This window comes from Priestia koreensis (genome assembly GCF_001274935.1).
In the GTDB taxonomy this organism is placed as follows: Bacteria; Bacillota; Bacilli; order Bacillales; family Bacillaceae_H; genus Bacillus_AG; species Bacillus_AG koreensis.
The window spans coordinates 348,577-362,019 of the sequence record NZ_LILC01000023.1 but is presented as its reverse complement, the minus strand read 5'-3'; the positions used below and the strand labels follow the sequence as shown (position 1 = coordinate 362,019).

Genomic DNA, 13,443 nt, shown 5'->3' with positions numbered 1-13,443 from the left:
TGAAATGCATGACTTATTTAGCAAGTTGTGTGATCGGACGATTCATGTAATTTCTGAGCCAAACAAAAATAATGCTTACGACTAACGATAAAATCCCTACTAGTACAACGTATTGAGTCCCTAACACTGAAATGAACGCTCCCCCTACAGCTGTTCCAATCGTTGTTCCTAAGTTAACGGAAGATAAAAATAATCCATTTGCAAAATCAGGGGCTTCTGGAGCTGCGGATGAAATCCAATATTGATTAATATTTGCACCAATCCCTGCGAAAATCCCCCAGACGAGTGTCATAATTGCCATCAGCCATGTAAATTGGCCAATAAAGAATAGAAGGAGATAAACCACTCCTAGTGCAAAAGGAAAAATAAAGACGGTTTTAATCGGTTTTTTGGCAAGTAGCTTCCCACCAACAATGTTTCCAATCATATTTGCGCCACCAAATAGAACTAATATGAAGCTAATGATGTTTCCGGAGATATGGGTTACGGTTTTAAGATACTCAGCAAGATAGCTATACACCCCGAATATGGCTGAATTAAATAAAAGGACCGCAATAATGGAGAGCCAAACAATGGGCTTTTTCAATACACGTAATTGCGCTCCATAAGACAGCTTTTCTTTGACAGGTATCGAAGGGAAAAGTGCCCATGTCGCGATAAATACGATCGCATTGACAATCGCGAAAAATGCCATGGATGCTTGAAATGAAATAGTACTTGCAAGAAAACTTGCGATTGGAACCCCAAGTACCATACCCGCAGACACCCCGATAAACACTTTTGAGATGGCCTTTGAAGCATCCTTTTTATGAACGGAATTTGCAGCCATTGTAAGTGCGGCTGAAAAATAAATAGGGTGAAAAATAGCTGGAACGATACGAGCGATTATGGCAACGGTAAAGTTTGCTGTAACTATTGAGACGATATTACTTACGACGAAAATGCCGAGTACAACTAGCATGGCTTTTTTACGATTGATTCCTGAGAACAACAGTGGCATCGTCGGTCCAGCGATCGACACAGTAAGCGCAAAGAGACTGACGAGCCGGCCAGCTTTTGATACGCTAATGTGAAAATGATCCGCAATGTAGGGAAGTATTCCAACAACCCCCATCTCGGTGTTGATGATACCGAAAGCTCCTAAAGTTAATACGAATAGGAGTAACGTATTTTTCTTAGACATAAATGGATGACCTTCTTTCTAAAATGTTTAAATTTCTCGCTGTGTGAAGGTGTAAATAGAATGGATTTGTAATTATTACGTGAACGTTAAATGTCATTGTTCAAACGTGAGATCACCTGAGTGCAAGGAAGGAGCATTCGTATTAATTCCAACCACCTTCGTTGTCCCCTATTTTAATGGCGATTTTTATATATAGAAAATACTTATATCTTATATCTTGAAATGCTTGATAAGCATTTCTTTGTTATGTACACTAACTATAATAAAGAGGAGGGACTTGTATGGAGCTTCGAGTGTTGAGGTATTTTCTTACTGTTGCTAGAGAGGGAAATATTACGAAGGCGGCTAATTTTTTACATGTTACGCAGCCCACTTTATCGAGACAGTTAAAAGATTTGGAAGAAGAGCTTGGAAAAAAACTCTTTGTTCGTAGCAGTCATAGCGTCATTCTCACAGAGGAGGGTATTATTCTTCGAAAGAGAGCAGAAGAAATTCTGAATATGGTGGATAAGCTAGAGGGTGAATTTAGTTCAATGGAAGAAACGTTGAGCGGCGATGTCTATATAGGGGGTGGCGAAACGGAGGCGATGAAGCTGATTGCGAAGGTGGCAAAAGATTTGCAGCTACGTTATCCAAAGATACGCTACCATTTGTATAGTGGAAATGAAGAAGACATCACTGAACGACTTGATAAAGGATTGCTTGACTTTGGTCTTTTAATTCAGCCAGCGGATCTTTCCAAATACAATTATATAAATGTACCTGCCAAAGACGTATGGGGCGTGGTGATGAGAAAAGACAGCCCTCTTGCCGAGAAAGAAACTATTGAAGCAACGGATTTACTAGAGCTACCACTTATCTGCTCACGGCAGGCGATGAAGCAGACGTTTTCAAAAAATGAATTCGCCGATTGGTTTGGGGAGGATTTTCATAAATTAAATATCGTGACGACATATAATCTCGCATTTAATGCGTCTCTCATGGTTGAAGAAGGAATAGGCTATGCGATTACACTTGATAAAATCGTAAACACATCGGAAAGTAGTAGACTATGTTTTAGACCGTTACATCCACGTCTCGAATCAGGGCTAAACATCGTTTGGAAAAAGCATCAGCTTTTTTCCGCAGCGGCGAATGCTTTTTTACAAGAAATGAGAGGAGAATTTTCTTAACGTGAATAAGCTTTTGAACGGGACGGTTACGGGAAAGCTTTAAACAATTTCTTCAAAGCTATGGTTCAGGAGGAGTGGGGGAAGTAATCGTGTTAGGGTTAAGGGAGGCGGAATTGGTTTCAACACCATCGTTTGTTGAGCAGTCTTTAAGATTTAGGACCATTCTTCCGAAGGGATATGAGAATTTTGTTGTCATTGGAATAGATGGTGCGGGGAATCCAGTAGGTTTTAGTGATTCTGATGGAGGTATCATTTCATTCGATTTTGATTTTGGCGGAGACAAGTGGATTGCTAGCAGTTTTGAAGAGTATATAGAAAAGGCGCTTAAGGGAGAGATTGGAATTCAGTTTTAAGGATGAATTCAGATCAGGAGGATTATATCTATGGATTTACCAATGAAGAAAAGAGTCTTACCGCAATGAGCGCCAAGACTCTTTTGGTGAAATTATATTACGCTTGAACGCCGTTTTGCGTATTGAATGCCACATTTGCCTCAGCTTCAATAAAGGTTAGAAGTTCCACAAGATCTGTTAGTCTTTGTTTGTTGTCATTGTAGTGACGGATAGGCTGCCGTTTTTTAATACTAATGGCTTCCTGAATAAGTTCATGGAATTGTTCAGGCAGGACATCAAGTCCATATAATCCAGCACCAATTTTACTAGTGATATCTTTCTCCTTCAGCGTGTAAAGCTGACGAAGCATGCCGAGTGAACACCATTCCACGGCTTCATCAAGTTGTTTTGTTACGCTCTCTTCATGAGCAACTGCCTCTATAAAAGCTAGCTGCTGTTTTAGCTTTTCAACGGTACCTTTCCAATACGTATTTAGGTTATTTATCACATATGGAAGAACGTGATCCATTTCAATTTTAAAGTCAATTAGTTGCGCAGATCCATAGACGTGAATGCCTCGGTTTGTTACCATCCACCACGTAACAGGATTAAGGTCTGAACCAAATCCATTTGTATGCAATTCCTTATTAAAATACGTGAGTAAAAAAGATCTCTCATCTTCTAACATGCCAATCTCACTTTTTAAAATATATGCCCCCATAATATCCGTATCAGGAAGGATGACTTCTACTTCTTTATGCGCTTCTAAAATCAGTTCTCTACCTTGTGCGCAAGGCTGTTCTTTTAAAATGGCGATAAAATCAATGTCGCTAGAGCCTTCAATAAAAGCTCCTAGTGCAACAGATCCGTATAAATAAATCCCTTCTACTTCAATATTTCGCTTATGTAGTGCCTCCGTTAGCAAATCAATCGTTTTCTTTACAACTTTCGGTATCATATACTTCTCCCTTTCTAGTCCCTTGTTGTCTTTGTTCATTCCAATTATTGGTTATATTTGGTGTTTTTTCAAGCGGAATTTGTTTTACACACGCAGAGCTTGTTACCAAAGAAGTTTTGGTAGCTACATTTATAAATTGTATAATTGTCTTTATTTAAGGTTTTTTAACAGGAGAATTTACGGTGCAAAACAGCTCGTTTGTAATAGAGCTGTGCTCAGTAAGCTTCACAGGAATTATCGCCTTTATGCTGTCAGCAGGAATCTTACTTAAGAGAGATATGCTCGTTTAGTAGGTAGACAGAAGTAACCATTACCCTTAACGTAAAACAAGTAGGAAAGCCTTGGTCTGAAAGACTGAGGTTTTTGTTTTTCGCTTTATAACCGTCTGAACCTTAGCGGAAATGGTATAGTTATAAAAAAGCTATCGTGAGCAAAGGAGAGATTTCGTTGCCGGTCATTATTCATCGAATTTACATTGATGCTCCTACCTGGCTTTGCTTTGATTTAGCGCGAAATGTTGATATTCATATGGAAACGACAAGTGAGACAGGAGAACGAGCTGTGGCTGGGAAAACGGAAGGGCTGATGGAAAAAGGAGATACGGTTACGTGGGAAGCGAAGCATCTTGGTGTAAGACAACGGTTGACCGCTCAAATTGTGGAAATGGAGCGCCCTACGATGTTTACGGATGTCATGGTAAAAGGAGCGTTTCAATCCTTTACGCACGTTCATAAGTTTCATGAGCATGATAATGGAACAATGATGACGGATACCTTTTCTTATAAATCTCCTTTTGGCCTTTTAGGTGTATGTGCCGATCTCCTTTTTCTTAAGCGATATATGCGACGATTCATCGTGCAACGAGCACAAGAGCTGAAGCGAATTGCAGAAGAATACAAAACACAAAGATAAAAGGTATGGTGAACATGCAATGAACAATCATTCTGAAAGGCAGCTACGTGCGATTCAAGATGAGTATCGAGAAAAAATCTCCTTACATAATACGTTTGAAAAACAACAACTAGCGCTAGTAGCAGGTGTTGATATTGCGTATTGGACTAACGGAGAAACAGATTATGGTGTGTGCTGTATACAGGTTCTTGATTATCAAACGAAAAAAGTTGTTGAAGCGGTAGAATATGTAGGGGAGGTAACGTTTCCTTATATACCAGGCTACCTAGCATTTCGAGAGCTACCGCTCATTAAAGAGGCGATAAAAAAGCTAACGAGCGCTCCAGACCTTTATATGTTTGATGGCAACGGCTATTTGCATCATCGAAATATGGGGATTGCCACACATGCATCCTTTGAACTTGAAAAGCCAACGATTGGCGTCGCAAAGACGTATTTTAAAGTTGGAAACGTTGATTTTATAATGCCGGAAAATAAAAAAGGAGCGTATACCGATATTGTTGTGGATGGCACCATCTACGGCCGAGCTCTTCGGACACGTGTGGATGTAAAGCCTGTGTTTCTTTCATGTGGAAACTGGATCGATCTCGATACGGCTACAGAAATTACGATGTATTTGGTGGAAAAAGAAAGCCGTCTGCCTGTCACCACACGGTATGCAGATCTTGCAACATATGAAGCGAGAAGAATGTATAATAACAGCGAAGGAAAGTAGAAGGGCTACTTGATAAAGGTCTAAATGCAAGCGATCTAATTTTAGGTGGGCAACGAAAAGAAAAAAATGGTAAAATGATAGAAGAGATATATGCTGTTATAACGGTCTACACACTGCTTGACCATGTGAAGGCAAGTCATACCTTTAGTTTAGCGTATATATCATAGATGATAAGAGTAGTCCACGATATGATATATAAAATTGGGGTGGTAATATTGACGATAACAATACAGGAACTACACTTATACAGTAACTTTAATGAACTAGCAACCGATATATTAAGTTTGGCCAAAGAAATTTTGCCTGACCGTTTATTATACCTTAGTGCATTTACCGAAAATGAACAGGTTGTGCTGCAGCTCTCCGAGGAAAATGATTATATTGGCATTGAGGAAGGTATGTCTCTTAATCTTCAGGACACGGTTTGCTGTCGCATTGATTTTCAAAGCGGAATGCCTTTAATATTTGAAGACATTAGTAAAGAGCCTTGCTTAAATGATCTTAGAGAAATATTGACGGACGTTAATATTAATTCGTACCTTGGTATTCCAATAGTGCTTCGAAACGGGCGAATATTTGGTACACTTTGCGCCGTTCATCAAGACGCCAAAACGTTTAATGAAAAAAGCATCAAAATGGTGGAACGAATTGCTAAGATGTTTTCTTACTATTTAGAGTTAGAGAGCGTGGCTTATCGTGATCATTTGACAGGATTATATAATCGTCGTTTTCTAGACAAAATGTTTCGGGAAAATGCTTCGTTCGCAGGGTCTATTCTTTTTCTTGATTTAGACGGCTTTAAAAAAGTAAACGATGTATATGGACACGAAGAAGGGGATAGCGTTTTAAAAGAAGTAGGTGATCGAATTCTCTCAATTATTGACGTGAAGAAACTACCGGCAACGGCGGTTCGTCTCGGAGGAGATGAGTTTATTCTGCACATTTCAAAGCACCTGACCAATGGGGAACTGGCTGATTTAGCCGATTATATACTTCTTCAGCTGTCAGCTTGGGATGATCGTCTTCAAGATGTGAATTTATCTGTGAGTGTGGGCATTGTTCCGTATGAGGCTGGTGGTTCTAATTTGGATAGCTTGTTAAAAAAAGCAGACGATGCGTTATATGAAGCAAAGAACAGTGGCAAAAACACGTATTGCTTTTGGTAGCCTGCTCATTATTAAAAAGCATGAGAAAAAACGCTGTGCGAAACGTTCGCACAGCGTTTTTTCTTTATAATCGGGGATCAACGGGATCGGACTCCATTGCTAACGTACCAAGAACACACTCGTGAACGCGTTCTGTCGTTTCTTCATCCACAAAACGTCGAACGCCTTCTAAACCAAGAGAAAATTCCATTAGCGCAAGTTTTTGCTTTTTGGATACGCTCCGCTCTTTTAATCGTTTTAGATTCTCAGGTAGCAGGTAGTCCATTCCATAAATGATGTTTAAGTATTTCTGTCCGCGTACTTTAATCGCAGGCTGAATCACCTTTCCTTTGACGGAGGTGAGAAACGTTTCTGGTTTAATGACAATTCCTTCATGTCCGTCACTTGTGATGTCCTCCCACCATTTAATAACTTCCTCTTCGCTGTCTTCATCTGAAATGATCATAAAATCAGTTTGGACAAACAAATCCACCATTTGAGAAAATGCTTGATTCATTTTCATGTGCCACGTGTGGGGTTTATGAAAGAAGGTGCTGTTGCTGTGTGCAAGCACATGAAATGGTGCAATCTGTATACGATTAATATCCTCAACGTCCCAGCAATATTTTTGAAAGACATCTTTAAATTGTTCAGCGTGGTCAAGTTTCTGTTCGTACTCGTCCACCCATGACTCAAGTTCAGGTGTAGCTTGGAGGGTGTTTTTAAGTTTTGCTAGCAGCATGCTTCTGTCTAATAGAGCGTGTTCTGCTACATGTGCATACTGATTATTAATAAGCTCTTTTGCTTTCAAATTCCAAGGCATAATTTCCGCATCTAGAAGGACGTATTCTGTATCATATTTTTCAAAATAACCGTGCTCACGAAGACTTTGGTTTATTTGTAAAAGGACATTTTTCTCCGTGTCCGCTTTGAAAAATCGTCTTCCTGTTCGCGTATAAATGGTTCCTAATGTTTCCCGACCGATATGTTTTTTTGCAGCCTCTGGATCTTTAAAAAGAAGCAGTATTCCGCGACTCCCCATATGCTTTTTCTCAGCGACCATAGTTGTTATACCAAGCTTTCGGTAATACTCAATCGCTTCCTTTGGATGCTCTAGATAATCAGGCAAAGGAGAAGGAGTAGGCGTAGGACTCATCGTAGGTGGGATGTACACCAGTTCTTCAATTGGCACTGTGAAATGAGACACCGTGTCGAGCGCTGGGATAATATGCTCTTTTGGAATGCGAACGTCGTTTGAATCTCGCGTTGAAACAGAATAGCCGTTTAAGAACTTCGCAATGTTCGGTGGATTTAAGCGCTGTGCTGCAAGTTCCTTTAATGGATTTTGCTCGCTGTTTGAGTAATCTTTTTTCGCCTGTACTGCTACAAATTCTTGTTCCGGATAGCGAAGCGCTGTTAGTTCTCCACCGAATACGACGCCTTGGTCGATATTTACCGTATTGTGTACAGTCAGCGGTTTCTTTTTCGGATCGTGTCCCCATACGATAAGAGTTGATGTCGCGTGATGAGTGGACCAATCTTTTCGAATTGGTTTTCCGCTTTCATGAAATCCATCCGACTCGCCGTAACGACAGAAATCGGAAATAATTTGCGATTGTTTTCCGATAAATTCATCTTTAATTCCTGCGTGTGTACAGACAAGGGTCGCCACCCCGTTTTTCGTTAAGATGTAATGAGAAGGAGTATTCATCAGCATTTCTTTTAAATTCTGTTTTAAATTCGCTGTTTCCTCGTTACCAGATTCTTGTTGAAACTGCTGAAGTTCCTTTTCAACCCGTTCATCGCCATGACTTAACATAACGTTGCGACCGTCAAGCCAGCGAGCAATCTTCCAACCGTGGTTGCTATCAATCATGTAGCCAAGCCCTTTTTTAATGTGACGACTGAAAAACGTCATCGTTTGAAGTGATTTTGGTCCACGGCTCATAATATCACCGAGTGATAAAAACTTGCGGCCTTCTGGATGAATAAAGTAGGATTCCTCATTTTTTTGATACCCAAGCTTTTCTAAAAGTTCAATCATTTCATCATAGCACCCGTGGATGTCTCCGATAATATCAATACCGTTTGACGCATCAATTTCCAGAGGATTACGTTTCTCTCGAACAAATGTGAAGTTCTTGTCGTTTGAAAGAACATACACAGAGCGATAGCCTTCTTTTTTCATAAAACGTTTTTCACGCTTGAATACTTGATACTGTTGCTTGATGCGACGTTTGCCTCTTGGGTTGTCCCGATTTTGATCACGCGCTAATAACGTATCTTGATCAACGTCTAATACGATAGCGACGACAGGAACATGGTGGCGTCTTCCCATCTCAATATATTTTTTTCGGTCATCGGGATGAAGGTGTGTAGCATCAACAAATGTAACTTTGTTAAGCTTACATCTTGCTTCAATTAGTGAGTCCATCAGCGTAAATGCTGCTTTTGAAATTTGCTGATAGTGATCGTAAAGTACATCTGCCTCGTCTTTTGGTCTGTTTGTCCAATCCATGAATTCAATATCGCTTGTCAGAACCCGAAACGTATCAGAGCTTACCACTTCTGATGAAAGAATTTGCTGTTTCTGAATGAGTTCTTGTATAAGCGTGGACTTTCCACTATTAGAAGGACCAACGAATAATATAATTCCTGAATAGGGGATATAGAGATTCATCGTTATTGCTCCTTTCTGGTGAATATACACATTTGTGTTGGGGTTCCGTATTCGTCGTGTTTGGTGCCGATGCCATTAAATGCAAGCTGGTAGTTATTCTGATGATTTTGGGTATCACACCACTGTGTAAACTCATCGCGTGACCACTCAAACCGGTGATCATCATGGCGGTAATCTTTGCCGAGATTGTACACAGAATTGTAGTCTGCATTTGGCGTCGTAACGATGAGCGTACGTGGTTGATAGTGATGGAGAATTGTATCCATCACTTTTGGTAGGCGATGCTCATCAATATGCTCAATAACTTCGCATAAAATCATCACATCTTTTTTCATGAATCGCTCATCGTAGTAAAAAAGGGAACCTGTGATGGAAGTAGGAAGTAGAAACCCTTCTTCAGCAGAAGCTTTTTCAAATCGATGTCGTGCTTGAAGAATAGACCGCTGTGAAGGCTCTACTGCGAGAATTTCCTTCACCCCCTCTACAAATCCAAGCTGAACCGACAATTTTCCTTCACCAGATCCAAAGTCGACGATATGCTGGTGAGCTTCTAACGATTGAATAACCTGAATAATTTTCTCATAGCGCTGGTCATTTAAACGAATAGAGGTGCTTACAGGCGGTAACTCCTCTGATGAAGATGTTGTGTTTTCTACTAAACGAATCATTTCTTTGAACCGAAGCCCACGTTCGAAGATGAAATTTCGTTCCGGATGCTTGTCTAACCATCCTTCTCCATACCGTGTGATTTTTTCCACTTCTTTTTCATCAATAAAATAGTGCTTATAGTTATCCAATACGGGAATTAAGACAAACAGCTGACGAAGCCCATTTTGCAACGTGACAAATCCCTCTAAGGTAATAGACCGTGCAGCGCTTTGTTTTGTCATTGAAAAGCGATAATCATTTGAACCGTATGTAACAGATACGGAATAGCCCAGCGGTTCAAATAGGTTTTTGATTTGCTCGTCTGACAGATCAGAAGCTAAAGGACCAAATTCAAACTGAAAGGCAAATTGATGATCCACCCATTTCTGATATTCTTCCTTCGGTTTGCCGTTTAGTGCCGTTCCAAGAGAAGTTCGTAAAAGCGTGCAAAAAATACTGCTAACAGCAAATTCGCGGTCGTTAATATAAGAAGTAATGTCGTATATTTCAGAACGATTTCTCGATAATTCAATTGAATCAGGCGTGACAAAAAACGTCACGTCCAATTTTTCTTGCGTACATGCTGTGTAAAACATTCGGACGAGGTGTCCGTTATGCATGCGTTCATACAGGTTGTTTGGATTTTTAGCCAATAAATATGAAATGGCATCTGCGTTTTCCCCGCTTGCTTTAATAGTAAGTTGCATAAAGACCCTTCTTTCATAAGTGAGTATAAAAGTGGATGTATGTCCAAATTTTCAAAATTCATGATATGTTAATAGATTACCATATATTGTAGAGATTACTTGTTTTAAAAGGGATTTTACGTAAAGAAGCATGAGCGCTCATCAAAATGTAGATTCAATCATCCGTCCAAATTGCTTTTGGATTTGTTAACGTAATATACTGCCACAGAAGGCCATGCGTGAAATTTGTAGGGGTAATCTATCCATGCTAACAATCGTTTCATTTTCATCACCTTTTAATAAAAATCTAATATTTTCCAATTAATAGTATGATAGATGCTTATGAAAGTAAATAGAGAGCGCGCATCTTTTGTAAAAGAGGAGAGAACGGAATACAAGGAGAACTAATAGGGAGACTAGGAGGTTACAATATTTCTAACATTCACGCAAAATTAGACGATTTGTACTATGCTCAAGAAGAAGGAATTGATTACACTCTAAAAAAATATGGACTAGATGCCATTGTGTTTCCTGCTTATCTAAACTCGACAATTAGTGCAAAGGCAGGTTATCCGTCGATCGCCGTTCCTGCTGGTTATCAGGCGTCTGAACGGCCATTTGGCATTACGTTTGCTGGTGGAGCGTTTTCAGAAAAGAAGTTGATTCAGCTTGCGTATGCTTTTGAGCAAAAAACGAAGCACCGAAAAAGCCCACGTTTTTAGCGTAGGCTGCCAGCGATGCACATGAGACCTTAACTACTTATGATATATGTGTTGACACTCCCATATTTTGCTTGATAACCTTTTCATATAGTGAACAAAACAAAGGGGATGAGAACAATGAAAGTAAGGACGATTGAGCAGGCGAAAGAGTTTGATCAACATGATTCGCTACGTCGTTTTCGAGAAGAGTTTTACATAAAGGAGAATTCCATTTATATGGATGGAAATTCACTTGGATTATTATCAAAGCGTGCTGAAAAAACGCTTTTAGCCTCTTTAAATGACTGGAAAGAACATGGAATTGATGGGTGGATGCAGGGGAGTTATCCGTGGTTCTCGTTATCAGAAACGCTAGGTGAGAAAATGGCTCCCTTAGTCGGGGCATTACCTGACGAAGTGATCGTTACAGGATCTACAACGGTCAATCTTCATCAAATTCTAGCTACCTTTTATCAGCCAAGAGGTGATCGAACAAAGATCTTAGCCGATGAGCTGACGTTTCCGTCTGACATTTATGCCATTCAAAGTCATCTTCAAACGCACGGCTATGAGCCAACAGAACACCTCGTACAGGTAAAAAGCCGAGACGGTCGTTTTTTAGAAGAGGACGATATTATTGAAGAAATGACAACTGAAATCGCACTTGTTATTTTGCCAACTGTTTTATACCGAAGTGGTCAAGTGTTAGATATAAAACGGTTAACAGAAGAGGCGCATAAAAGAGGCATTCTGATTGGTTTTGACGGCTGCCATTCTGTCGGTGCCGTTCCGCATTCTTTTAGTGAATGGGATGTCGATTTTGCTTATTGGTGCAATTATAAACATTTAAATGGAGGTCCTGGTGCAGTGGGGTCTTTATATGTGAACAAACGTCATTTCGGAACGTCGCCTGGTCTTGCGGGGTGGTTTGGATCACGAAAAGACAAGCAGTTTGATATGGAGCATATGCTGACACCAGCTGAGCATGCAGGCGCTTATCAAATCGGTACACCGCACGTATTAAGCGTAGCTCCGCTAATTGGATCGCTTGAGATCTTTGCAGAAGCAGGAATTGAAAATATCCGTCAAAAATCACTTCATATGACGCAATATTTAATGAGCCTGCTTGAACAAGAGCTTTCAGGATTTGAGTTTTATATTGGAAGTCCGCGCGAAGAATCTCGCTTAGGTGGTCATGTGAGTTTGGAGCATAAAGAGGCGGCTCGCATTTGTAAGGCTCTAAAGGAGAATGGCATTATACCGGATTTTCGTGCACCCAATATTATTCGACTAGCACCTATAGCCCTATACACAACCTACGAAGACGTGTGGAACGTGGTTCAGACGTTAAAAAGAATTATGACAGAAAAGCAGTATGAAAAATTTAAAAATGAGCGAGAAGTTGTGGCTTAATAAAATTAAAGGGGAAATAAGCTGATGACAAACGGGGAACAGAAAAGGTCAATGGAAGTAAAAAACCGAATTCAATCTGATTTTCAGCAGAACATGTCGTACGGAGATTATCTTCACCTGGATGAAATTTTAAGCAGTCAACACCGTCTCTCAGATCATCACGATGAAATGCTATTTATTATCATTCATCAATCTTCTGAACTGTGGATGAAGCTTATTTTACACGAGCTAAGTGCCGCGACTGCTTGTATCAAACAAAACAATCTTGAACCTTCTTTTAAAATGCTATCGCGCGTGTCACGTATTCAGCAGCAGCTGATTCAATCATGGAGCATTTTATCGACGTTAACGCCAGCAGAATATATGGAGTTTCGTGATAAACTCGGACAGTCATCAGGATTTCAGTCCTATCAAAACCGCTTAATTGAATTTGCGTTAGGAAATAAAAATGAGCACATGCTTGCTGTGTATAAACATGATCAGCCGCTGTATGAAAAAATGCAGGAAGCTCTTCGTGAGCCGAGTCTATACGACGCATCGATCCATGCGCTGGTGAAGCGAGGATTAAAAGTAGATGATGCCGCGCTAAGCCGTGATTATGCTAAAATGTATGAACCAAATGAAAGTGTCGAAGAAGCGTGGCTGACGGTTTACCGAGATGTTGAAAAATATTGGGATTTGTATGAGCTGGCTGAAAAATTAGTGGATGTTGGTCATCAGCAGCAAATATGGCGCTTTAATCATATGAGTACGGTTGAGCGTATTATCGGCCACAAGCAGGGAACGGGAGGATCATCAGGCGTCATGTACTTGAAACGCGCGCTTGATCAACACTTTTTCCCTGAACTATGGAATTTACGGACGAAAATTTAAGCACACAAAAGAGGGAGTACGAACA

Annotated in this window: 10 protein-coding genes and 2 pseudogenes; 8 read left to right on the top strand and 4 right to left on the bottom strand. The window is 40.2% G+C overall.

Annotated elements, in window-relative coordinates; translation table 11 throughout:
• Positions 1-13: 13 nt before the first annotated feature.
• Positions 14-1,183, bottom strand: a complete 1,170-nt coding sequence (locus tag AMD01_RS17910) for an MFS transporter (protein ID WP_053402816.1) — start codon at positions 1,181-1,183, stop codon at positions 14-16.
• Positions 1,184-1,464: 281 nt separating this feature from the next.
• Here AMD01_RS17910 and AMD01_RS17905 point away from each other — a divergent pair, with 281 nt between their 5' ends.
• A complete protein-coding gene (locus AMD01_RS17905; RefSeq protein ID WP_053402815.1) occupies positions 1,465-2,355 on the top strand; it encodes a LysR family transcriptional regulator in 891 nt (296 codons plus the stop codon).
• A 35-nt stretch (positions 2,356-2,390) separates the two neighbouring features.
• Positions 2,391-2,708, top strand: a pseudogene (locus tag AMD01_RS17900) (SMI1/KNR4 family protein); the annotation flags it as partial.
• 97 nt (positions 2,709-2,805) lie between these two features.
• Here AMD01_RS17900 and AMD01_RS17895 read toward each other — a convergent pair.
• Positions 2,806-3,645: a nucleotidyltransferase domain-containing protein gene (locus AMD01_RS17895; RefSeq protein ID WP_053402813.1), complete on the bottom strand. Its 840-nt coding sequence runs from the start codon at positions 3,643-3,645 to the stop codon at positions 2,806-2,808.
• 447 nt (positions 3,646-4,092) lie between these two features.
• Here AMD01_RS17895 and AMD01_RS17890 point away from each other — a divergent pair, with 447 nt between their 5' ends.
• The 3 genes from AMD01_RS17890 to AMD01_RS17880 all read left to right on the top strand — a co-directional run bounded on the left by AMD01_RS17890 (position 4,093) and on the right by AMD01_RS17880 (position 6,438).
• Positions 4,093-4,557, top strand: coding sequence for an SRPBCC family protein (locus AMD01_RS17890; protein ID WP_053402812.1), 465 nt, complete (start codon positions 4,093-4,095; stop codon positions 4,555-4,557).
• Positions 4,558-4,576: 19 nt separating this feature from the next.
• Complete coding sequence (locus tag AMD01_RS17885; protein ID WP_053402877.1) at positions 4,577-5,272, top strand: endonuclease V; 696 nt, start codon at positions 4,577-4,579, stop codon at positions 5,270-5,272.
• Between the two features lie 206 nt (positions 5,273-5,478).
• Complete coding sequence (locus AMD01_RS17880; RefSeq protein WP_342667004.1) at positions 5,479-6,438, top strand: GGDEF domain-containing protein; 960 nt, start codon at positions 5,479-5,481, stop codon at positions 6,436-6,438.
• A 64-nt stretch (positions 6,439-6,502) separates the two neighbouring features.
• On the opposite strand, the gene AMD01_RS17875 is transcribed toward AMD01_RS17880, so the two are convergent.
• A complete protein-coding gene (locus tag AMD01_RS17875; RefSeq protein WP_053402810.1) occupies positions 6,503-9,097 on the bottom strand; it encodes a polynucleotide kinase-phosphatase in 2,595 nt (864 codons plus the stop codon).
• A gap of 2 nt (positions 9,098-9,099) precedes the next feature.
• Positions 9,100-10,452, bottom strand: coding sequence for a 3' terminal RNA ribose 2'-O-methyltransferase Hen1 (locus AMD01_RS17870; RefSeq protein ID WP_053402809.1), 1,353 nt, complete (start codon positions 10,450-10,452; stop codon positions 9,100-9,102).
• 425 nt (positions 10,453-10,877) lie between these two features.
• Between AMD01_RS17870 and AMD01_RS17865 the strand changes: the two are divergent.
• The 3 genes and pseudogenes from AMD01_RS17865 to kynA form a co-directional block, all read left to right on the top strand.
• Positions 10,878-11,153: pseudogene (locus AMD01_RS17865) on the top strand (amidase); the annotation flags it as partial.
• 117 nt (positions 11,154-11,270) lie between these two features.
• Positions 11,271-12,545, top strand: coding sequence for a kynureninase (kynU, locus tag AMD01_RS17860; protein WP_157052784.1), 1,275 nt, complete (start codon positions 11,271-11,273; stop codon positions 12,543-12,545).
• Between the two features lie 24 nt (positions 12,546-12,569).
• Positions 12,570-13,418: a tryptophan 2,3-dioxygenase gene (gene kynA / locus AMD01_RS17855; RefSeq protein ID WP_053402806.1), complete on the top strand. Its 849-nt coding sequence runs from the start codon at positions 12,570-12,572 to the stop codon at positions 13,416-13,418.
• Positions 13,419-13,443 lie beyond the last annotated feature (25 nt).